The sequence below is a fragment of the Cellvibrio sp. UBA7661 genome (assembly GCA_002483365.1).
GTDB lineage: Bacteria > Pseudomonadota > Gammaproteobacteria > Pseudomonadales > Cellvibrionaceae > Cellvibrio.
Genome location: DLHT01000005.1, coordinates 346,322 through 368,486, shown reverse-complemented (window position 1 = coordinate 368,486; position 22,165 = coordinate 346,322). Strand labels below are relative to the sequence as shown.

At 47.9% G+C, this 22,165-nt stretch carries 17 protein-coding genes; 5 read left to right on the top strand and 12 right to left on the bottom strand.

From position 1 onward, the window contains the following. Window positions 1–155: 155 nt before the first annotated feature. Both B2739_RS04115 and B2739_RS04110 read left to right on the top strand, forming a co-directional pair. On the top strand, window positions 156–1,826 hold the full coding sequence (locus B2739_RS04115; RefSeq protein ID WP_331344601.1) for a methyl-accepting chemotaxis protein: 1,671 nt from the start codon (window positions 156–158) through the stop codon (window positions 1,824–1,826). Between the two features lie 322 nt (window positions 1,827–2,148). Continuing rightward, window positions 2,149–6,366 carry a bifunctional nitrate reductase/sulfite reductase flavoprotein subunit alpha gene (locus B2739_RS04110; protein WP_331344600.1) on the top strand — a complete coding sequence of 1,406 codons (4,218 nt, stop codon included), beginning with the start codon at window positions 2,149–2,151 and terminating at the stop codon, window positions 6,364–6,366. 515 nt (window positions 6,367–6,881) lie between these two features. Here the strand turns inward: B2739_RS04110 and B2739_RS04105 are convergent. From B2739_RS04105 to B2739_RS04070, 8 genes are all read right to left on the bottom strand, one after another. Next, window positions 6,882–8,747: a serine hydrolase gene (locus B2739_RS04105; protein ID WP_331344599.1), complete on the bottom strand. Its 1,866-nt coding sequence runs from the start codon at window positions 8,745–8,747 to the stop codon at window positions 6,882–6,884. A gap of 134 nt (window positions 8,748–8,881) precedes the next feature. Continuing rightward, window positions 8,882–9,103, bottom strand: coding sequence for a helix-turn-helix transcriptional regulator (locus B2739_RS04100; RefSeq protein ID WP_331344598.1), 222 nt, complete (start codon window positions 9,101–9,103; stop codon window positions 8,882–8,884). A 9-nt stretch (window positions 9,104–9,112) separates the two neighbouring features. Next, a complete protein-coding gene (locus B2739_RS04095) occupies window positions 9,113–9,652 on the bottom strand; it encodes a DUF2975 domain-containing protein (protein ID WP_331344597.1) in 540 nt (179 codons plus the stop codon). A 329-nt stretch (window positions 9,653–9,981) separates the two neighbouring features. Next, entirely contained in the window at window positions 9,982–10,929 is a 948-nt protein-coding gene (locus B2739_RS04090; RefSeq protein WP_331344596.1) for an alpha/beta hydrolase, read from the bottom strand. Window positions 10,930–11,455: 526 nt separating this feature from the next. Beyond that, window positions 11,456–12,400, bottom strand: coding sequence for a hypothetical protein (locus tag B2739_RS04085; RefSeq protein ID WP_331344595.1), 945 nt, complete (start codon window positions 12,398–12,400; stop codon window positions 11,456–11,458). A gap of 15 nt (window positions 12,401–12,415) precedes the next feature. Beyond that, a complete protein-coding gene (locus tag B2739_RS04080) occupies window positions 12,416–13,375 on the bottom strand; it encodes a methylated-DNA--[protein]-cysteine S-methyltransferase (protein ID WP_331344594.1) in 960 nt (319 codons plus the stop codon). Between the two features lie 263 nt (window positions 13,376–13,638). Beyond that, window positions 13,639–14,559, bottom strand: a complete 921-nt coding sequence (locus B2739_RS04075) for an alpha/beta hydrolase (protein WP_331344593.1) — start codon at window positions 14,557–14,559, stop codon at window positions 13,639–13,641. An 85-nt stretch (window positions 14,560–14,644) separates the two neighbouring features. Next, a complete protein-coding gene (locus tag B2739_RS04070; RefSeq protein ID WP_331344592.1) occupies window positions 14,645–15,076 on the bottom strand; it encodes an organic hydroperoxide resistance protein in 432 nt (143 codons plus the stop codon). Between the two features lie 124 nt (window positions 15,077–15,200). On the opposite strand from B2739_RS04070, the gene B2739_RS04065 reads away from it, so the two are divergent. Further along, window positions 15,201–16,025, top strand: coding sequence for an AraC family transcriptional regulator (locus B2739_RS04065; protein ID WP_331344591.1), 825 nt, complete (start codon window positions 15,201–15,203; stop codon window positions 16,023–16,025). Window positions 16,026–16,088: 63 nt separating this feature from the next. On the opposite strand, the gene B2739_RS04060 is transcribed toward B2739_RS04065, so the two are convergent. Then, window positions 16,089–17,117 carry a methionine synthase gene (locus B2739_RS04060; RefSeq protein WP_331344590.1) on the bottom strand — a complete coding sequence of 343 codons (1,029 nt, stop codon included), beginning with the start codon at window positions 17,115–17,117 and terminating at the stop codon, window positions 16,089–16,091. 106 nt (window positions 17,118–17,223) lie between these two features. Next, on the bottom strand, window positions 17,224–18,207 hold the full coding sequence (locus B2739_RS04055) for a DUF1852 domain-containing protein (RefSeq protein WP_331344589.1): 984 nt from the start codon (window positions 18,205–18,207) through the stop codon (window positions 17,224–17,226). A gap of 348 nt (window positions 18,208–18,555) precedes the next feature. Between B2739_RS04055 and B2739_RS04050 the strand changes: the two genes are divergently transcribed. Further along, on the top strand, window positions 18,556–19,170 hold the full coding sequence (locus tag B2739_RS04050; RefSeq protein ID WP_331344588.1) for a hypothetical protein: 615 nt from the start codon (window positions 18,556–18,558) through the stop codon (window positions 19,168–19,170). Window positions 19,171–19,319: 149 nt separating this feature from the next. Next, the gene (locus tag B2739_RS04045; protein ID WP_331344587.1) at window positions 19,320–19,868 is read left to right on the top strand and encodes a PIN domain-containing protein; all 549 of its coding nucleotides are present in this window, start codon (window positions 19,320–19,322) and stop codon (window positions 19,866–19,868) included. 97 nt (window positions 19,869–19,965) lie between these two features. On the opposite strand, the gene B2739_RS04040 is transcribed toward B2739_RS04045, so the two are convergent. Beyond that, entirely contained in the window at window positions 19,966–21,252 is a 1,287-nt protein-coding gene (locus tag B2739_RS04040; RefSeq protein ID WP_331344586.1) for a DASH family cryptochrome, read from the bottom strand. A 167-nt stretch (window positions 21,253–21,419) separates the two neighbouring features. After that, complete coding sequence (locus tag B2739_RS04035) at window positions 21,420–22,106, bottom strand: DUF3299 domain-containing protein (RefSeq protein ID WP_331344585.1); 687 nt, start codon at window positions 22,104–22,106, stop codon at window positions 21,420–21,422. Window positions 22,107–22,165: the final 59 nt, after the last annotated feature.

Genomic DNA, 22,165 nt, shown 5'->3' with positions numbered 1-22,165 from the left:
CTGAATATAGACGACTTTAGAACTTTTCGTCTGATTAACTGGTCGTTCGTCTGTCAGCGATTACAATTAGTCATAATAAAAATATGATATATCAAAGCCACTACATAACTCACAATAAATACTATTAAAGGAGGGCGCACATGGGATCCATGTCAATGAAACACAAACTAATCCTGCTGGGGTTGGTACCGGGCATTGCCATTCTGGTGGTGCTCCTGTTGTTGGTCAGTGTCCGTATGCAGACGATTGTTGATAAAGATATGACCATACTGCGCGATACTCTGCTCAACGCGCATAAAACTGAACTGCGCAATTCACTGGATATCGCCAGCTCCCTCATTAAGCCGCTGTACGATGCAGCACCCAGTGGCGATTCCGTGCAAAAAGAGCAGGCGATTGCCGTGCTCAAACAGCTCAAGTACGGCAAGGATGGTTACTTCTTTGGCTATGATGGCAGCTCAGTGCGGGTGTTTTCCGGCAGCGATAGTGCACGTATTGGCGACAGTTTCCGCGACTATAAAGACGTGAACGGGGTCTTCCTGATCAATGAGCTGGTCAAGCAAGGGCAGGCCGGCGGCGGCTTTGTGACCTACCATTTTCCCCGTTTGGGGCAGGGCGATACGGCTTATCCCAAACTCAGCTACGCCATTTGGCTGGATAAATGGAACCTGATGCTGGGCACCGGCTTTTATATCGACAGTATTGATGAAGCGGTTGCGGGCGCACGGGCCATTGCAGATGAGCACATCGCCGCCACCCTCATGTGGGTATTTGCGTTAGCGCTGGTGTTGCTTGCGGCAATTGCGCTTCTTTCCGTATATATCGCCAACAAAACCTTCGCTCCGCTCGATAGCCTCGTGCACAGTCTGGAGCAGATTGCCCGTGGTGGAGGTGATTTGACCCGCCGCCTCACGCGCACCAGCAACGATGAGATTGGCGCAGTGATCAGCGCTTTCAACAGTTTTGTGGACTCCATCCATAGCATGATCCAGCGCATTCAACAGCTCACCTTGCAGGTGGCCAACATCGGCCAGCAGGTATCCCAAGACACTAGCGCCACCCATCTCACCCTCGACAAGCAGCGCGAGCAAACCCTGCAGGTGGCGAGTGCGATCAATGAAATGGCGGCCTCTGCGGTGGAAGTGGCACGCAGCACCCAAGAAGCAGCCTCCGCTGCCACGGTTGCTGAAAGCACGACTAAAAATGCCCAATCAACCGTGAGTAAATCGATTGATAACATTCAAGCGCTCTCTACCGAGGTGAAGCTCAATACCGATGGCTTGCAGCAGTTGCAGCAGGATGTGAACGGCATTGGCGCTGTGTTGGATGTGATCCGCGGTATTGCCGAACAGACCAACCTGCTTGCGCTCAACGCCTCTATTGAAGCGGCGCGCGCCGGGGAGCAGGGGCGCGGTTTTGCGGTGGTCGCCGACGAAGTGCGCGCCTTGGCTGCGCGTACCCAGGCTTCTACTGAGGAAATCCAGCAAATGATCCAGTGCCTGCAAAACAGCACCAGCAATGCCAGCGAATCGATCAAACGCAGTCTGGTCAAGGGTGATGTTTCAGTGCAGATGGTGTGCGCCACTTCCGATGCGCTCAGTGCCATAGACCAACAGGTCAGCACCATTAACCAACGAGGCCTGCAAATCGCCACCGCAGCTGAAGAGCAGACACAGGTGATTGAGACTATCAACCAAAGCATGCATGCGATTGCCGATGCAACCGAGTCGGCCAGCCAATACGCGGCACGCTCCCAGGAATCGGGTGAGGCCTTGGCCAGGGTGGGGGTGGAATTGCAGCAGCTGGTAGGCCAGTTCAAGACCTGATTTTGCTTTTATTTGGTGCGTTTTTGCGGGGTGGTCAAGTAGGTGTTGTTAGGCTGCTTTGCAGCGCTGCACCATTAAAAAACATATCCATGCCCGCGCGCTTAAAAATTGCGTTCAAGCAGGGCAAAAATTTCGGATGAGTGACGGGTTGGGTCTCGTATAAGCCCTCTTCCATTTTTTGCGCTACAAATAATGTTTATATAAATCAAATAGTTGGTGATTGTTTTTTCGGTGGTCATAGTGCCTGCCAACAAAAAAATCATCACCGCTGGTCACTGGCATAGGCATTGCTAAACCCCTCACATTGAGGAGTTGCAAGCCTATGTCTGAATCCCTTCCAAAAACAGAAAATAAATCGGTTCGCACAGTGTGCCCTTACTGCGGTGTTGGTTGCGGCATGGTGCTGGAAACTGACGGTAAAAACGTTATCAAGGTCACCGGCGATAAAAACCATCCGTCCAACTTCGGCCGCCTGTGCACCAAGGGCCAAACCAGCGCCCAAGCGCTTGCCAATTCCGGCCGGATGGAATCTGCGTTTGTGCGCAGTGAACGTCAGCGCGATCCGGTGAAAACCCCTATGGCACAGGCGATCAGTTACACCGCCAAACGCCTGCGTGAAATCCTCGACCAATACGGCCCCGACGCGCTCAGCTTTTATGTTTCCGGGCAGATGTCCATCGAATCGCAGTATCTGGTCAACAAACTCTGCAAGGGTTTTGTGCGCACCAATAACATCGAATCCAATTCGCGCTTGTGTATGGCGAGTGTGGGTGCGGGCTATAAATTGTCGTTAGGCTCCGATGCGCCACCCGGCTCCTATCAGGATTTTGATCACACCGATTTGTTTTTTGTGATCGGCGCGAACATGGCCGACTGCCATCCGATTTTGTATTTACGCATGATGGATCGCGTCAAAGCCGGTGCAAAATTAATTGTCGCCGACCCGCGCCGTACCACCACGGCCGACAAAGCCGATCTGTTCTTGCCCATCAAACCCGGCACTGATCTTGCGCTCTTAAACGGCCTGTTATTTTTGCTGCACAACAATGGCAAAACCGATGCCGAATTTATTCAAAAATACACCCAAGGCTGGGAAAGTTTTCCGGAATTTTTAGCCGACTACACACCGGAAAATGTCAGCGAAATAACCGGGCTTTCGGTTGAATCGATTATCAAGGCTGCCGACATGATTGGCGCTGCGCCCGAGTTTATGACCTGCTGGACCATGGGGTTAAACCAAAGCACGCACGGCACCTGGAACACCAACGCAATTTGCAATTTGCATTTGGCGACCGGAAAAATTTGCCGCTTGGGCAGCGGGCCTTTTTCACTGACGGGCCAACCCAATGCCATGGGCGGGCGCGAGATGGGCTACATGGGGCCGGGGCTTCCCGGCCAGCGCGCGTTGGTGGTTGAGCAAGACCGCGATTTTATTGAAAACCTGTGGGGCATTCCGCAGGGTTCCATTAGTACCAAGGTAGGAAAAGGTACGGTGGATATGTTTGAGCGCATGGCTGCTGGTGATATTAAAGCCTGCTGGATTATTTGCACCAATCCGGTTGCCTCAGTTCCCAATCGCAAAATAGTGATTGAGGCTTTGCAAAAAGCGGAGCTGGTGATTGCGCAAGATGCTTTCCTCGATACCGAAACTAATCGCTATGCCGATGTGTTATTGCCCGGTGCGTTGTGGGCCGAAGCGGAAGGCGTGATGATCAATTCCGAGCGCAATATCACCCTGATGCAAGAAGCAGTTTCACCACCGGGTGAGGCGATGGCGGATTGGGAAATTGTCGCGCGTGTTGCGTGTGAAATGGGTTTTAGTGAAGGATTTAATTTTAATTCCGCATCCGACGTTTTTGATGAGATCAAACAAAGTTACAACCCCAAAACCGGATACGATTTGCGCGGCGTGAGCTACGAACGTTTGCGCAAAGTACCTTTGCAGTGGCCGTGCGCTAATGATGAATCCACACGCAATCCGATCCGCTATTTAAATACTGGCATCAACCAGCCGTTGAAAATCCACAGCGATGGCAGCAAGCCGCTGCTGCAATTCGCCACCGAATCCGGCAAGGCGATTTTCCATGCGCGCCCCCATGTAAATCCGGCAGAAATGCCCGATGCCGAATTCCCCATGGTGCTCAACACTGGCCGCGTGCAACACCAATGGCACACGCTCACCAAAACCGGAAAAATTCCCACGCTCAATAAATTAAATCCAGGCACCTTTGTGGAAATCAATCCGCAAGATGCCGTGGAGTTGGGCATCAAAAATAAAGACAAAGTAGAAATTCGCTCGCGTCGCGGTTACGCCATATTGCCTGCGCTAGTCACGGATCGCGTATTGCCCGGTTGCTGTTTTGCACCGATTCATTGGAATGATGTCTATGGCGATAACCTGTGCATCAACGCCGTTACCAGCGACAAAGTCGATGCCATATCACAGCAGCCGGAATTAAAAGTCGCCGCGGTTGCACTCACGCGCGTTGAAGTGTTTGCAGAAGAAAATCTTGCTGACCCTGCAATGCACTCTGCCGAATATTCCGACGCTCACGATTACGATTATGAATTGCCTGCAGCGGTTGCCTTTGCGCCCATCGCTGAGGCGACTGCTGCGAGTTTGATCAATATGTTTGCTGAAAAAATCGGTGTGACAGACGTAGTTGCGCCATCGTTTTCCCTGGATGAAAAGCATTACCTGTCCGGATTTGTGGGTGGCTTGCAGACGAGCGCAGCGTTAATTCAGGCGGTGCCTGCATTGCCTGCCGATGCACCTATAAGCGCTGAATATCGCGCGTGGGTAAATGGTTTACTCGCGGGAATGTTTTCGCGTGTATTGCCCATGGGGGTGAGTGCTGTACCTGCTGCAAATAAACCGGCATTCACGCTCTTATGGGCATCGCAAACTGGCAATGCTGAAAACCTCGCACAACAATTTGCCTCGCAATTGTCGGCGCAGGGGTGGGCGGTGAATGTCCAATCCATGAATGACTATTCAGTCGATAAACTCGCGCAGGATAAGTATGCGGTGTTTGTTACCAGCACCTTTGGTGATGGCGATGCGCCCGATAACGGCGGCGATTTTTGGAATCAATTAAATAGTGATTCCGCACCGGTATTAAACCAATTGCACTTTGCATTGCTCGCGCTGGGCGATTCCAATTACGACCAATTCTGTGGCCACGGCAAAAAATTATTTGCGCGCTTGCAAGTGTTGGGCGCAACCGCATTGGTAGAGCGTGCCGATTGCGATACCGATTTTGAAGCCCCGGCGAGTGAATGGTTTGCTAAGCTGAAAGAACATTTGGCTCCGCATATTGTCACACTGGGAGCCGCCAACGGTTCTACACGTGATTCTGCGAGTACTTCATCGTCTATGTCTACCACATCTGGGTCTACTACATCTGCTGTATCCGGTTTTACCAAAGCGAATCCCTATGCTGCGCGCTTGACAGTGAATAACCGTTTAAGTGGTGAAGGCTCAGGAAAAGATGTTCGCCAATTCGGATTTGACTTGGGTAATTCCGGTATCACCTATGAGGCGGGCGATGCACTTGGTGTGTGGCCAAAAAATTGCTCGAATTATGTGTACGAATTGGAGCAGGCATTAAATATCAATGCCGATGCACCAGTAGTGGTGGATACGCATGAAAAACCCTTGCATCACGCACTGATCGACAACTACGAAATCTGTCGCCCGAGTTTGGAAGCGCTGCAATTCATTGCCGAGCGTGCCAATAGCAAAGAATTAAAAACCTTGTTGGATGCGGAACATAAAAAGGAATTGCAGGATTGGCTTTACGGCCGCCAGCTTGTCGATATTTTGCAAGAATTTCCTGTGCGCGCGAATGCGGAAGAGTTGCTCGCCGTATTAAAACGCATCCAGCCGCGTTTATATTCCATCGCCTCCAGCCCCAAAGCGCAGCCGAACCGTATTGATTTAACGGTATCTGCTGTGCGTTACACACGCTTCCGCGATAGCAAAAAAATCCGCAAAGGAGTTGCTTCTACTTTCCTTGCGGATCGTGCCGCCAATATTGATGTGCCTATTTTCGTTCAACCAAGCAAACATTTTCACGTGCCGGACAATGGCGATACCCCGTTAATCATGGTCGGCCCGGGCACCGGTATCGCACCTTTCCGTGGTTTTTTACAAGAGCGCCAAGCGCGTGGTGATGCCGGAAAAAACTGGTTGTTCTTTGGCGAGCAGCACGCCGCCACCGATTTTTATTATCAGGATGAAATCCAGCAATTCCAAAAAGACGGTGTGCTAAATGAATTAAGCCTCGCGTTTTCGCGCGATCAAACACAAAAAGTTTACGTACAAGACCGCATGCGTGAACGCGCTGCAGAATTGTGGAAATGGTTAGAGCAGGGCGCATATTTTTGCGTATGCGGCGATGCCAGCCGTATGGCCAAAGATGTAGATCAGGCGCTGCGCGACATTATCCAGCAATACGGCAAATTCGATGAAGCAGAAACCGTCAACTACATCCGTAAATTAAATATGGATAAACGTTACCTGCGCGATGTGTATTAAACCTACGCACCACATAAACCTGTGTTCAGTGCAAACCCGCAATAAATAGCAGATACTGCCAAGTGCAGAGGTCGCTGCGGTGATTGACGAACTTTGCGATGCGGCAAAAGAATTTACTGCATATAGCCAAAAATGCATTGCCAGATCAAATCACTAAAGATATGTTGAAAATAATTCAGGGTAGATGGTACCCATATACAGAAATTGAGTTTATATAAAGATAGATTTCTGCTGTTCGGAATGTCATTGGCTTAAAAAAATCGAATTTTCTCTTGGTGCCAGTAAGTTTAAATAAGGAGTTTGTCGTGGGAAGAAAGTTTTGGATTAAACGGTTTTTTGTGGTTTTACTTGGCGCATTCATTACTGCTTCAGTTTTCATTGTTGCCCGAATTTATCAATCGCGTAGGGGGCCGCATTGCGCCATATGCCAAGACACACCTGAATTTAAAAACAAAAAATAGAAAATGCTGGGCATGGCTGCCCAGCCTACAGCGCGCTGATTAGTTGCTTTCAGTTCACACCCAAAGTCTCATCATCAGCATTCCATATTGCGCAAGCATAATTGCCATACAGACGTGGACAATACTGAATATTGCGGAGTGCCAATACACCAACGTGTTTATTTTTTCGTGACGGTATTTATACACATTGATCAAGCTGTAAATCGCGAGTAGTGGGTAAATACTGCTGCAGATAAAAATAGTGAGTGTGACTGGCGATATTGTTCCTATTGTTTTCATAGTGCCGAATAGATAAATCACGCAGACAGTAATAACCGGTGCGAGGAAAGTGATCAATGGCCATAGACGGATGCTGATGGTTGCACCGCGTGAAAGTTTTCCTACCAGTAAGCGTGTAATCCAGATGGGAGCGAATAGCAAACTGCTTAGGCCTAGTGCCAAAGTGCATACAATGAGCCCTAGCATACCCATCAACCAAAATGCCGATACGCGTTTCAATGTAGGGCCATCTGATACTTCAACTACTTCGCCTGCAAGCGGATCGTTCACTATCGCAATGGTCGGCAGCCCTGTGTGACGGCTCACAAGAATATTTTCATTGATGGCGTAATCATCGCTGGGTGATTGCCAACCTCCGAGTACAGGCATGCGATGCAACCGGTTATCGCCTACCGTAATACGCATGGCGCCGGTTAATTCTGACACTAATTCAAACTGTTCTACGCGTGAATTGATGGGAATATAGTAGCCCGCGAGTTGCTTGAATTTTTCTGGTAATTCAATTTCAGTTGGGCTTGCCTTGGCAAAGCCTTTTATTAAATACGCGCGCAGCAAATTTTGAATTTTATCGAGGGCGATATTGTTATCCTGATTGATACACAATACATAGCCCAACTTTAATTCAATTATGTAACTCAAGCGGCAGTGGCCGCCCCATACATCCCCATCATGTCCGCGAAAGGCAATGCCAGCCTGTTCAAAACCGGTTGCATAATTATTTAAGCCGTAACCCGCTTTTGTACCTGCAACGGCACCCAGAGTTGTCGTAGGTGTTTCCATGCGTGTAACGGATTGCTCACTCAGTAAGCGCTGTTGATTGTATTCCCCGCGCGCAATCAGAAATTGTAAATATTTCGCCATATCGGCGATGGATGCATTAATCGAACCCGCCGGACGAATAATAATATTCCAGTAATCGCGCGCTGATCCGTCTATTGAGTAAAGGGTTGCGCCATTTTTTTTATACAAGTCAGATTCAAAAAAAGTTGCGCTGTTCATATGCAGCGGATTAAAAAAATGTGTTTGCACATAATCTTCAAATGGTTGTCCCGTCACTTTTTGCACAATATAAGCTGCTACCGCAGGGCCCGCATTGTTATACGCAAATCGGGTGCCCGGAACCCAGCGCGATTGCCGGTACTGGGGGCGAAACGCCAGCGCGTCTTTCAGCGAAATTGTAGCATCTTCATTTGCATACACAGAGAAACTAACATCATCCCAGCCAGTGGTGTGCTCTAACAAATGCACCAGACGAATGGGGTGGGTTTGCTCCCATTGATTGTCAAAATATACCTCAGGCGCAAGGTCACTTAGTTTATCGTCCAAATGCAATTTACCTTGCTCAACCAATTGCAGCACCGAAAGCGCCACAAACATTTTTGATATTGAGCCTATGCGGAATAAGGTATCGGGCGTGACGGGTGTTTTTTGGGTTTTATCGGCTTCACCTAATCCCGCCACCCACACCGGGCCATTTTCATCGACAATCGCAATGCCCAAACCCGTCAAGCCGGTTTCCACGCGCGCGTTTTCTATATTGGTTTTTAGCTGTTCCAATGTTTGGGCGTGTGGATAAGAGACAGAAATAATCATCAGTAACAGGCAGATTATTATTTTAAAAAATTTTATAAAATTTTCCATAAACGCGTTTTCCATTTAAAAATTATCAATAAAAAAGTGGCTAGAGAAATACCGATATCAAAAAAGCAGGCAAAAGGCACCACAACCATTCTGCATAACGCAGGGTCAATCGATCAAAAAAGTGGAGTAGAGAATCAGGTGTCGGACGATGGCTCGTCTGCAAAGGCCAGAATATCGCCCGGCTGGCATTCCAATGCCGCGCAGATTTTTTCCAGCGTATCAAACCGAATCGCTTTGGCTTTGCCGGTTTTCAATACTGAAAGATTTTGCGGTGTAATATCCACCAACTCTGCCAATGTATTTAAGCGCATCTTTCGCTGTGCAAGCACGACATCCAAATTAACAATAATGGGCATACAAACTCCTTAGATCGTCAACTCGGATTCTTCGTTAAGATCGCACCCGATTTCGAGTGCCCACAGCAACACATACATCAAACCAAAAATAATAATTCCGAAAATAAAATCGCCGCTTACGGTCACACTGAAAAAATTATTTTGTATATACAGATAAATCCAGGTGGCGACAGCCGCGAGCAAAGAAAATCCGTAAGCCGCCAGTGCATAGTGTAAAGCCTTGCGCGCATGGGCAGTTGCTGCCTTATTAAAAATCTTGCCGCTGGCAAAATGCAGAATTAATTGCCGTAGGTGATAAACCACTTTTAACAACACCAGCACAAATAGCGCAATCGGAATCATGAGCAAACAGCGCTGCATAAGGCTCAGGCTTGCGCTATCAATCGAGTGGTCAAACAGTGTGACCATGCCTTTGGTGCCAAACCACAACCACCCCATGGTCAAGGGCAAAAGTACCCACATCAGGTACTGGATACCGGTGAGCGCCCAATACAAATAACGGCTCAGTGTTTTGATGCGGGTAATGCGCTCGTGCTGCTGGATGTCCATAAAAAATCCCTTGGGGTGACTGTTGTTAGCCCAAAGAATAACCTGAAACTGACAAATAGCAATATTTATTTATCGATAAACGGTAAATAAATATTGTTTTAATAAGGGGCGAAGCAGCCTAAAACCAGCGTCAGCCTGGATTGAAAAGGGGGAATAAAGGCGAATATTGAACTGGAAAATGGAGGTGAAGTGCGGGGCAAAGGTAGCTATTTTCAAGGGAGATGAAATGGGTAGATAAAAGCGGGGGAGATGAAAGGTGAGGTGAACGCGCAACAAACAGGTTGGTTTTTACTGGCCAACCTGTTTGGCGTTTTAATGGCGATAATAAATTACGGTTTTACAAAACCGTTGACTTCCAGCCAATAGATAAAAGATTCAAACCATTTGTTGCTGGTGCGGTCGGGGTTGCCTAAGCCGAAGCCGTGGCCGCCGTTTTGATAGAGGTGGAATTCCACAGGAATTTTTGCGTCGTACCAGGATTTAATCAAACCGGTTTCGCCGTGGAATAGAAAATCGTCAACCGCGATTGCGGCAAACATCGGTGGTGCATCTTTTGGAACATCAACTGCATTCATGCCACCGTAAATCGGTGCGATAAACGCCAGCTTCACTTTTTTGGATTGCAATGTGGTTGCCATGGTTAATCCTGCACCGGCAGAAAAGCCCATCATGCCGATTTTTTTCATATCGACATTCCATTCTTTGGCGCGGCTGTTAATTAACGCATAAGCAGCTTCCACATCGGCGAGTTGGTTGTCCAGATTACGTTGCAATCTGTCGGTGCCCGATTTTTTTTCGCCGGATTTATCTTCGCTCGCTGGTTTTGCTGCTTCAGCAAAACGCTGGTTCATTTGGTTTTCAAACGCTTCCAGTGAATCGGCAGTGGGTTGCAGGCGATATTTCAATACAAACGCATTGATACCGCGAGCCGCGAGTGCTTCGGCAACTTCCCAGCCTTCATTGCCCATCGACAACCACATAAAACCACCACCCGGTGCAACAATCACGCTGGTGCCATTGGCTTTTTTCGGATCAGCCAAAAAGGGAGTGAGTGTGGCTTTGGTGATATTTCTCGCCATAGGATCACCCCATTGGCGGAACCAACTTTCTTGTGCGGGTTGGTTGGCGACTCCACCGGTATTCAGTGGAATTGCGTTGGGTTCTTTGGGCGCTTCAATAGGGTACATTTTTCCATCTTGCGCGAAGACGGCGGCGCTACTTAGGCACACTGCACCAAACAGGATTGAACGCAAAAATCGTGTGAATTGCCATTGCATAGATTGATCTCCAGATGTCATTTTTTTAATGCTCTACACATTACGATCCTTATGTGGATGCGGAAATGCAAAGCGAGCGATGCGTTCTGCGCATAATCCAATAACGGGTTTGAAAAATGTTTCCTGTTATCGCTATGCTGTTTTTAATTCGCCGTTTTATTTGCAGAACTTTTTTATGCAAAAAAAATTTGCGTAAGTTTTTTGTTGAACTCTGGGATTGTGTTGATTTTATCGTTATTGGTGTAAATCCCCTGGGTGCCATACACGCGCCACATGATGGTTATCACATAGGCGCCCAGGGCTCGCGGAGGCGAGTGGATTGCAGAATAAGATATATTATATTACAAGTTGTGGGCAAGAGCGCTTGAGGGGTAAACAGCGACATTGCCTTATCTTTACACTGTGTTGTGTCGGTGCGTTGTGTCAGTGCGTTGTTTCGGTGTGTCGTTTTGCTGTGCTGTTGTATTGTGTTGCTTCATTATGTTGCTTTGCTGTGTTGCAAAGTTATCTGCATTGTTGCGCTTCATTAATCAGGTTTTTCTTGCATCGCCCACAAATGCGCCGCTACCAGCGCGCGCCAGGGTGAGAAATTGGCGAGCCACGCCTCGGTTTCCCGAGGGGATATTTTTTCGGTGCTGCGATATTTTTGTTGTGCGGTCAGTAACCGCTGCAAATTGCGCCGCACGGCGGCGTCGCCATGCAATGAGCCATCCAGCCAACCGAATCCACGCAAGAGCGCGTAGTGAATTGTCCAAGGGCCTATACCGCGCATGCCAATCAGCTGTGCATAAATATCCTCGGCAGCGAGTGGGTTGCCATTCCAGTAATCATCCAACCATTGTTGCAGCGGTAATATTCCGCTGTGAATGGCTTGTGCCAATGTGAGTAGGGTGGTGGCTTTGGTGGTGGAAAAACTGCACGCGCGCAAATCGTCTTCCGTTAATTCCAGAAGTTGTTTTGCTTGCGGATAACAAAAAATACCGGATGAATGCGCAATGCCTGCGCGCTGGATTAATTTGCGGCGCAATGAAATGGCCGCACCTAAACTAATTTGTTGCCCGGTAATGGCCCAGCTTAATGCTTCAAACGGCGATGCCGCTTGCGGAACCCGCAAACCGGATTGTTGATTGACCAGATTGCACACATCGGCATGTTGTTGAGCGAATGTTTCAAATTTTTTGGTGGGTTGGTTTAAGCCCAGCATGTGGTTGGCGAGTTTGTGCAACTGCTGTTGTGTTTGTGCGGTATCTATTTTTTTGCGGCCTGCATCGATATCCAGATTAATCTGCACCTGCTGTTTGGATGTAAACGAAAATTGCAAACACGCAGGCAAATTGTTCCAGATAATTCCTTTATACACATGAGATTCATCCCAGCGCTCGGCTAGCATCTGGTTATCGCGCTGATGAAAATCAATAAAGTCCGTGCGGCGAAAATCAGCCGGAAGTGTTAGCGTGATTGTTGTTTGCATCGCGCTGCCCTGAATTTAAACGCTATCTTTTTCGCGCTGTAACAATGTTTTTTTGCGCTCCAATCCCCAGCGATACCCTGCAAGGTTGCCATCGCTGCGCACCACTCTATGGCAGGGAATGACAATCGCCAGCGCATTGGCCGCGCAGGCACTGGCTACCGCGCGTACCGCTTTAGGTGCACCCATAGCATGTGCAATATCGGTATAACTGCGTGTTTCACCGGCGGGTATTTCCTGCAGTAATGTCCATACGCGCTGCTGGAATAAAGTGCCGCGAATATCCAGTGGCAATTGTGCAGCGTTTTGTTGTTGTACGGGATGTTCAATCAATGCGACTAATTGATCGAGCGAGTCGGAAAAATCCTGCGCCTGTTCTTGCAGATCAGCGTTAGGAAAACGTGCCGACAAATCGGCAATTAATTCTTGCCGGTCATCGCCCAACAAAATGGCGCAAATACCTTTGCTGCTGCGCGCAACCAACAATTGCCCGAGTGAAGATTGACTACAACAATAAGAAATAATTTCGTGATATTTGCGTGAACTGTTCATAGGTTTATCCACAGAATGGCGATGCGCTTTTGCATAAGCTTTGGGGCTAATACCGGTAATGGCTTTGAATTGCCGTTGTAAATGATAGCGGCTCACGCCCGCATATTCGGCAAGTTGCACAAGCGAGGGCTCATCAGCAGCGGTTTCAATATAGCGGCATAAACTGGTTATGCGCTCCAGCAGTTGGTTGTGCGCGGTGAGCTGTTGCGGATGGCAGCGTTTGCATGGGCGAAACCCGGCTTGCTCTGCCTCTGTCGCCAGATTAAAAAAGCGCACATTGTCGCGGTTGGGGCGGCGCGATGGACAACCGGGGCGGCAGTAAATACCGGTGGTGATTACCGCATAAAAAAACTGCCCTGCGGCCTGCTCGTTATCCAGTTGCTGCCAGCAGTATTCATCGCTGGGTTGTTTGGCGTTGTCGGTCATGGTCAAAACACAGGTCAGAAATAATACGCCTTACTTTACCTCTATCAGCAGTACAAGGCAGCCAAAATCTTGCGGTTACATTCGAATTAATCTGGTGGCACAGGGAAGTGTATCGCCCGGCCAAGAATACGTCACCGCACAACTCAATCAGTGCTTGTTTACCGAAACAGAAAAAATGTGAAGGTGATCGATATATAAATCGATCACCTTTATTTCACCCATTTATTTCATTGTTGTTTCTGCATGATTGCAGAGTTGAAGCATTATTTTTTACGCAAGAACTCCAACAAATCCTGATTCAATTTGTCTTTGTGGGTATCGGCCAAACCGTGTGGAGCGCCGGTGTACACCAACAGTTTTGCACCTTTAATCAATGCTGCCGACGCTTTGCCTGATGTTTCAATCGGTACGATTTGATCGTCGTCGCCGTGAATGACCAAGGTCGGCACATCAAATTTAGCAAGGTCACCCCTGAAGTCCGTTGCTGAAAATGCCGCGATAGAATCGTAAGTGTTTTTTGCACCGGCCAGCATGCCTTGTCTCCAGAAAGATTGGATTAAACCTGCTGAAGGTTTTGCGCCGGGGCGATTAAATCCAAAGAACGGGCCAGAGGCGATATCCAAATATAATTGTGAGCGGTTGTCGATAGAGGCTTTGCGCAGGCCATCAAATACCGACAGCGGTAACCCGTTGGGATTGCTTTCGGTTTTCAACATAATCGGCGGAACGGCGCTCACCAGTACAGCCTTTTTAACCTGTTCTGTGCCGTGGCGGCCGATATAACGAGCCACTTCACCACCACCGGTGGAGAAACCTACCAACGTGACATCATCCACTTTGAGCGCGCTAATCACATCAGCCAAATCATCGGCGTAATGATCCATATCATTACCATCCCATGGTTGGCTGGAACGGCCGTGGCCACGGCGGTCATGCGCAATAACGCGGTAACCTTTCTCTGCCAGAAATCGCATTTGCGATTCCCAGCTGTCGGAACTCAGCGGCCAGCCGTGGCTGAACATCACCACTTGGCCATTTTTAGGCCCCCAATCTTTGTAATAAATTTGTACGCCATCGCGTGTAATAACAGTGCTGGCAGTGTGTTCAATTTTTTCTGCAGCGTGAGTGTGCAGTGCAGCAAAAGAAGACGCTGTGGTGAAAACAAAAGCGCTCAGAATATGCATAAATTTTTTCATGACGAATCTCAAAAATAATTAACAAGTTTCAATGGTTAATAAAAAATAAAGTTAAGAAAAAATGTGGATGAATTTATTGCTCGATAACCACTAACTCGACATCGATATTGCCGCGGGTTGCATTCGAGTAAGGGCAAACCTGATGCGCCTTTTCAACCAACTCTTGCGCTTGCGCCAACGGTAAACCGGGCAATGAAATTTCCAATTTAACGCGCAGTGCAAAACCGGTTGGGATGGGGCCGATGCCCACTTCTGCCGCGATTTGTGCGCTGGCCGGAATTTGAACGCGCGCTTGGCCTGCCACAAATTTGAGTGCACCTAAAAAGCAGGCGGAGTAACCAGCGGCGAATAACTGCTCGGGGTTGGTGCCTGGGCCACCGGCACCGCCGAGTGCTTTGGGTGTGGAAAGTTGTACTGACAGCGCGCCGTCATTGGATTCCGAACGGCCTTCGCGGCCACCGGTTGAAACAACGTTTGCGGTATAAAGGATGTTTGAAGGTTTCATAATCTGTGCTCCTGATGGGGTGTTTGGTAAAAGTCGTTGCGTGTGTCAACGAGGAGCATTGTGCTAGACAGGCTGGTACGAATTGATACAATTAATCTTCAATTTTTAACAAATCGTATTTTTTATGGTTGATCGTCTTGCAGCACTTTTGGGGCACTTTGCGATAAGCGCCCAAACCTTCCAAACCGGCCCGCTGTGCGGCATTAACACGTTGGATGGCAGCAAACCCTATGGGCAGTTGCATCTCTTAAGGCGCGGAAAAGCGGAGGTATGGCATGGAAATACCAAAGCCTATGAGCTGGAGGAGCCGAGCCTGCTGTTTTATCCGCGCCCGACACCCCATAGCTTTGTGACCGACAGCGAACATGGTGCCGATTTTGTGTGCGCGAATATTTTATTTGAAGGCGGCTCGGCCAACCCGCTGCTGAATGCATTGCCCGCGTGTATTTGCATTCCACTCGCGCAATTACCTCACAGTGTCGCGCTGCTCTCGCTTTTGTTTGCAGAAGCCGAAGCCAATCATTGCGGCCGGCAAACTGTGCTCGACCGTTTGTTTGAGGTGATTTTGATCCAGTTATTGCGCGAGCTGATGGAAAGTAACAATCCACAATTGGGATTGTTAACAGGCCTTGCGCATACACAACTACGTCGCGCCATAGTGGCGATGCATGAAAAACCGGAAGAGGATTGGTCAGTCGAACGTTTGGCAAAAATCGCGGGCATGTCGCGCAGTGTTTTCTCCAATCAATTTCGCGATGCCGTAGGCGATACGCCCGCTAATTATTTGCAGCGCTGGCGCATTGGTCTGGTGCAAAAATGGTTGAAGAAAGGGCAGTCGCTGCGATTAATTGCGGAAGAAGCCGGATATAGCAGTGAAGCGGCGTTGTCGCGCGCGTTTAAATCACAATGCGGCGTATCGCCAATGCAGTGGTTGAAAGAAAATTCGTGAGCCTGCAGGTTGGGCATTGCTGCCTACGCGGCCCGACCCAACCTGCCAGCTGCCGGATTTGTATTAACGCGCGAGTTCCTTGCGCACGATTTCTGCGCCTGCGCTCAAAGCCTTGAGTTTACCAAGCGCGACTTGGCGGGGTAGTGGTGTCATACCGCAGTTGGTGCAGGGACAGAGTTTGTCGGCATCAACAAACTGCAATGCTTTGCGTAAAGTAGCAGCGACTTCCTCGGGCGTTTCGATGGTGTTGGTGGCTACGTCAATCGCACCGACCATCACTTTTTTGCCGCGAATCAGTTCCAGTAATTCCATCGGCACGCGCGAGTTGTGGCATTCCAGCGAGATAATATCGATGTTGGATTTTTGCAGTTTGGGAAAAATCTCTTCATATTGGCGCCACTCAGAGCCCAGTGTTTTTTTCCATTCGGTATTGGCTTTAATGCCGTAGCCATAACAAATATGTACCGCCGTTTCGCACTTAAGACCTTCTAGCGCTCGTTCTAATGTCGCAATGCCCCAGTCGTTCACCTCATCAAAAAATACATTAAAAGCAGGTTCATCAAACTGGATTATATCCACGCCCGCTGCCTCTAATTCTTTCGCTTCCTGGTTGAGAATTTTAGCGAATTCCCAAGCCAGTTTTTCGCGGCTTTTGTAGTGGCCATCGTAAAGCGTATCAATCATCGTCATGGGGCCGGGCAGGGCCCATTTAATCGGTTGTGTGGTTTGCGCGCGCAGAAATTTTGCGTCATCAACAAACACCGGCTTCTGGCGCGACACATCGCCTACCACCGTGGGTACGCTCGCATCATAGCGATTGCGAATTCTCACCGTTTCGCGCTGCACAAAATCAACGCCGCTCAGGTGCTCAATAAAGGTCGTCACAAAGTGTTGGCGCGATTGCTCGCCATCGCCAACAATATCAATCCCTGCTAGTTGCTGTTCGTGCAATGACAAACGCAGCGCGTCTTTTTTGCCTTCCACTAATTCATCACCTTGTAATTTCCAGGGCGACCAAAGTGTTTCAGGCTGCGCAAGCCATAAAGGCTTGGGTAAGCTGCCAGCGGTTGATGTGGGCAATAGTTTGTTCATAGATGAATCATCTTGTCTGTTTAAAAGTTATCGGGAAGCTCTGAAATATTCACTTCCCGTTATACCCGCGAATGCGGGTATCCAAAAAAATCAGCAGCGTGGCGAATTAAAACGCGTAGTTAGCAGACCACTGCTCAAGAATGCGCTGGTAGGGTTTGATGAATTGTTTTTCAGCAAATTTCCCCTGTTCAATTGCAAGCCTGCTGCGCTCCTCGCGGTCATAAACCACTTTGGTTAATGAATAATCCTGATTTTTTAAATTGGGCCTGTAAAAGGCTCCCGCTACCGCATTCGCGTTATAAATTTCAGGGCGATAAATTTTTTGGAAAGTCTCCATAGTGCTAATGGTGCTGATCAGTTCAAGGTTGGTGTAATCCACCAGAAAATCCCCAAAGAAATAAAAGGCGAAAGGGGCAACGCTATTGGGCGGCATAAAATAGCGAACCGCCAAACCCATCTTTTTAAAATACTGTTCAGTCAATGAGGATTCATTGGGCTGGTATTCAACGCCCAACACCGGGTGCTGGTTTTCAGTGCGCTTGTAGGTTTTGTTATCGGAAACACTCAGGCAAATCACCGGTGGTTTATTAAAATGCGTTTTGTAGGTAGCCGAGTTCACAAAGCACTGAAACAGTTTGCCGTGTAAATCGCCAAAATTATCGGGAATGCTGAATGTCGCTTGGTTTTTGTTGTGCTCTAACAGCAGCACACTAAAGTCATAATCGCGCACATAAGAGGAAAAATTATTTCCCACAATGCCTTCAATGCGCCGGTTGTTGTAGTGATCCAGAATAGTGGTTTTCAAAATTTCAATCGCAGGAAATAAATCACCATTACCCTCGCGAGCAAGATCCATCTCCACCGAAATGATCTCCAGCTCCAGCGAATAACGATCGCCTTTGGGGTTATCCCAATGCGCCAAGGCATTAAAACGATTGTCAATCATCGTCAGCGCATTGCGTAAGTTTTCTTGCCGGTTATTTCCCCTCGCCAAATTGGCAAAGTTGGTAGTGGCGCGCGTAGTGTCCGCCGGACGATAGTTCTCATCGAAACCAATACTTTTGATGCTAAACGTAAAATCGTTGTTCATGGTGATGTCGCAACCTGATGAAGAGGCAAGGGTAAAGTCGGCTCTGGTAAAGCACAGGTTGTCTTTATACTGGAACATTAAGGTGAATAAAAACGATATAAATTCATGAAAACGTGAATAATATTCATGTTGGCAGGTGTGTAGGGTGAGGTTTGGGCTTGAAAAGGGTGGGGTTAAGCTGAGTGGATAAGCATGCCTATTGGCTTGGTTGAGTTGAATCAGCCATTGAACTGAGTCATCCTTGGCGCGCTATTTAACCGTTGAAAATTTGACCGCTTGCTGTGACAGAGGCGGATTGGCAAAAGGGCGTAGCATCAAATGAAATGCCAGAATACAAGGAGCACACCCATGGCATACGATGAAAATAAATATAGCGTTCAAAAACTTCCCAACCCTTTGCTACTGCATTGGATCTTGAATCCCGGCTTGGCAATTAATGAAGTCATTCTTGGCCAGCGCATCCCCAAAGTCACACTGATCGACAAAACCAGCAATGCATCATTAATTGAGCGCACCTATGTCCCATGTCCATCATGCGGCGCAATTCATCATGGCATGTTATGGGGTAAAGGAAATGCCTTTGGTCATTGGCTTGGCTACATCTGCCCTAATTGCGAACAAAAAATTCCCAGCTTATGGAATGTGTTCAGCCTGCTTTTGCTCGCTGTGCTTTTTCCCATTTGGTTCCCTCTTAAAAAAATCTACGAACAAAAATACATCGCCTACGAACTCTCACGTTACAAAAAAGCAGAAGCAAATATCGCCAAACCTATTAATAAATTTACTTGGATAAAAATGGGTGCATCATTTGGTTTATTGATGCTCGCATTTTTTGTCTCTGCGGAATATTTCCGTGGGGGAATAACACTGGATAAATTTATTTTCCTTGCGATCATTAATGCTATAGGCGGCCTGTTTTTTGGTGCGTTTATGTGGTTTTTTATGGGGCGCAAGAAGGGGTAAGGTTGTGATAACACAGGCTTGTCTGGTGTGATGGTGAGCCTGTGTTATTGGTTTTCTATTGCTAAAAATAGAAAACCCTAAAAAGTGGCTGTGGCAAAAGAGCAGCTTAAACCATCGCTTATCACAGTGTTAAAAAATGGAGTTGCCACATGAAGTGGGCATTTATCGATTACGAGAACGTAAGTAATTTGGATAAAATAGATTTGGCTGCATATGAAAAAATCATCATATTTCTTGGTGCTAAGCAACCAAAGTTAGACTTTGGTGAAAAAAAATATGACAAGCTGCTAAATTTAGTCATCATACAAATGAAGGCTGTGCAGGCCAACAACCTCGATTTCCATTTGTCCTATTACTTGGGGAAGTACGACTCTATTGCTGAAAAGCAAATCGCTTTCGAGGTTATAAGCAATGACAATGGTTATTCACCTTTAATTTCCCACGTCAAAGCAAACGGACGAGCTTGTAAACAAATCAAAGTTGAATCGCAATCTCAATATGGTAACAAGTTGGTTTTAAGTCTAACCTCAAAACCTAAAGAAAAAAGACCCCAAAAAGTGGTTAGCCTGAGAAATCATATTGCTTCTCATCTTGGCTTGAAAGGTAATGAAGTTGCTATTCAAAATCAGGTTAATTATTTAGTAAATGCTAAAGTAATTTCTGTGAGCAACGGCACGAGTGTTGAGTATCTCGTGTGAAACATTTTTTAACAAGCGAGTAGCCCTCATGGAGTCTAACGAAATGCGGGGTTATTTAATAAATTTATTTCCCGTATTCCGCTAGGCTCCATACAGGCTACGATTGCATCCAGCGGTGGGTAAAGGTGAGGTCGGGGTCGTGGGTTTGTTGTTGTTTTTCGATGTTGAAGTGGCGGCGGCCGCGTGGGTCGGTTCCTACTCCGGCGAGGTATTGCCAGTTGCCCCAATTGGCGGCGACATCGTAATCAATCAGTTGTTGTTCAAACCAGGCTGCGCCGTAGCGCCAATCTACTCCCAGTTCATTAATTAAATAGCTGGCGACAATTTGCCTGCCCCGGTTGGACATCCATCCGGTGTTCAGCAGTTGCCGCATAAAGGCATTCACAAAATCACTCGCGGTATTGCCATAACACCACGCCATAAATTCATTGGGATAAAAACTCAGCAACGGGTTTTTATTTTGTATGCCACGCAAGGAAAATAATTTTTTGCCTGCGCGATAAGCCAGCCACTGAAAGTATTCACGCCAGAGAATTTCAAAGTACAGCCAATAAGTAGATTCGTTGGCTTGGTGTGTGGATTCATAACGGCGGATTGATTCCGCCACTTGACGTGCCGACAGGCAGCCGAACGCTAACCAGGGCGATAACTTGGATGAAAAATCCCAGCCGTCTAACTGATTGCGGGTTTGTTTGTAATTGGCAATCAAATGGGATTCAAATAAAAAATAATCCAGCTGTTGCATGCCCGCGCGAGTGCCGCCCGAAAAATGTAAGCTGTTGGATGGTTGCTCCTCATTGCTGTGTGCAAATCGGGTGCAGAGTGAATCCAGCTCGCAATGAACATTGCCCAATACAACGCGCGTTCTCAGTGGTGGTGCGATAGGCAGCGCACGTGTTGGCGGGCGCTTTTCAATCAGTTTGCGGAATTGGGAAAACACATTCGGCAAATCATTCAGCGCAAAGGGTAATTCGGCGCGATCAAACAGCGTGAAATTTTCCGAGATATAAAGCGGGACATCGAGTTGGGCTTTTGCGTGTGCAACCTGATCGGATTCGTCACTGCCCGGATGATCGCCTACGGCAACAGCGCCCACATTTAATTGCTGTGCAAGCGCAACCACTTCGGTGACTGGATCACCTTGCAGAACGACCAGGTCACTTCCGACCTGACGCAACTGCTCGCGTAAATCGCGTAGGGATTCCAGTAAAAAAATCAGGCGATGGCGATCAATTCCCTTGCATTGGTAACGGCCTTGGCGAAACCACTGTTGCGGTAACACAAACACACCGAGCACTGAATCCTGAGTGGCGATTAATTGTGTCCAGCCGGGGTTGTCCGCCAAACGCAAATCGTATCGAAACCAATAGAGCGCTGTTTTCATGGAGTTGCAATTCAGTGTTTTTGATTAAATTAATTACATTTATACGTACCGAACGGCGTTTTGTATCAGCGAGTAGCTCGCATGGAGTCTAACGAAATGCGGGGTTATTTAATAAATTTATCTCCCGTATTCCGCTAGGCTCCATACAGGCCACAACTCGCACTTTTTTAATTCAAAAATTCCGGCTCTTCGGGTTCTTCGTAGCGTTCAAGTTTTACATTGCGCATGGAGTAGGCCGATAAGCCGAGATCATTTTCCTGGGTTTCTATCACCACCGTACCATCAACCCAAAAGGGTGTGTACAAATCGGGCAAAGTAAAACCCTTGGGATGCTTAACGTAAATTAATTGGTTGGGCGGTGGTGGTGGAACATGGATGCAAGCGCCGAAGTAGGGCACCAGAAAAAATTCGGTGATGACTTGGTTATCGTCGTATTCAATCGGCACTATGTAACCTGCAATGCGGATGCGTTTGTTATTAAATTCGGGGCGAACTTTGGTGGATTTAAGGGCATCGCGCCAATTGCGGCCGGATTTTTCATCCTCTATTGATTGCTTTGAATCAGCAATAGCCTTGGCAATTTGATCTTCAAATGCCGATGTGTTGCTATTGAACCCCTCGGCGGGTGCATCCTGCGCGAGTTGGTCATCGCTGAGTGATTGGTGATCGATTTGCGGAATGGATTCCAATAAGCGCAAATCCTCGTCGGGCAGTAATTCTGTCCATTCCACTGTCACCGCGGGGCGCGCCAAATTTTCGGGCGCTGCGTGAGCGGTACTAACAAAAAACAGGATTGCAAGCGAGCACAGGTAAACAGGAAAGAGCGCTTTTTTTGTTGGATAGAGTTTCATCATTCGGTGTCTCACATTACCATCACACCTGCACCAGCAGGATTAATCACGCAATCATACAA

What these genes read in the sequence shown, in the direction of transcription:
- B2739_RS04045 (WP_331344587.1), top strand. Translation starts at nt 19,320, where the DNA reads ATGAAGTGGGCATTTATCGATTACGAGAACGTAAGTAATTTGGATAAA.
- B2739_RS04115 (WP_331344601.1), top strand. Translation starts at nt 156, where the DNA reads ATGAAACACAAACTAATCCTGCTGGGGTTGGTACCGGGCATTGCCATT.
- B2739_RS04050 (WP_331344588.1), top strand. Translation starts at nt 18,556, where the DNA reads ATGGCATACGATGAAAATAAATATAGCGTTCAAAAACTTCCCAACCCT.
- B2739_RS04105 (WP_331344599.1), bottom strand. Translation starts at nt 8,747, where the DNA reads ATGGAAAATTTTATAAAATTTTTTAAAATAATAATCTGCCTGTTACTG.
- B2739_RS04060 (WP_331344590.1), bottom strand. Translation starts at nt 17,117, where the DNA reads ATGAACAAACTATTGCCCACATCAACCGCTGGCAGCTTACCCAAGCCT.
- B2739_RS04110 (WP_331344600.1), top strand. Translation starts at nt 2,149, where the DNA reads ATGTCTGAATCCCTTCCAAAAACAGAAAATAAATCGGTTCGCACAGTG.
- B2739_RS04085 (WP_331344595.1), bottom strand. Translation starts at nt 12,400, where the DNA reads ATGCAAACAACAATCACGCTAACACTTCCGGCTGATTTTCGCCGCACG.
- B2739_RS04055 (WP_331344589.1), bottom strand. Translation starts at nt 18,207, where the DNA reads ATGAACAACGATTTTACGTTTAGCATCAAAAGTATTGGTTTCGATGAG.
- B2739_RS04070 (WP_331344592.1), bottom strand. Translation starts at nt 15,076, where the DNA reads ATGAAACCTTCAAACATCCTTTATACCGCAAACGTTGTTTCAACCGGT.
- B2739_RS04080 (WP_331344594.1), bottom strand. Translation starts at nt 13,375, where the DNA reads ATGACCGACAACGCCAAACAACCCAGCGATGAATACTGCTGGCAGCAA.
- B2739_RS04065 (WP_331344591.1), top strand. Translation starts at nt 15,201, where the DNA reads ATGGTTGATCGTCTTGCAGCACTTTTGGGGCACTTTGCGATAAGCGCC.
- B2739_RS04075 (WP_331344593.1), bottom strand. Translation starts at nt 14,559, where the DNA reads ATGCATATTCTGAGCGCTTTTGTTTTCACCACAGCGTCTTCTTTTGCT.
- B2739_RS04040 (WP_331344586.1), bottom strand. Translation starts at nt 21,252, where the DNA reads ATGAAAACAGCGCTCTATTGGTTTCGATACGATTTGCGTTTGGCGGAC.
- B2739_RS04035 (WP_331344585.1), bottom strand. Translation starts at nt 22,106, where the DNA reads ATGATGAAACTCTATCCAACAAAAAAAGCGCTCTTTCCTGTTTACCTG.
- B2739_RS04090 (WP_331344596.1), bottom strand. Translation starts at nt 10,929, where the DNA reads ATGCAATGGCAATTCACACGATTTTTGCGTTCAATCCTGTTTGGTGCA.
- B2739_RS04100 (WP_331344598.1), bottom strand. Translation starts at nt 9,103, where the DNA reads ATGCCCATTATTGTTAATTTGGATGTCGTGCTTGCACAGCGAAAGATG.
- B2739_RS04095 (WP_331344597.1), bottom strand. Translation starts at nt 9,652, where the DNA reads ATGGACATCCAGCAGCACGAGCGCATTACCCGCATCAAAACACTGAGC.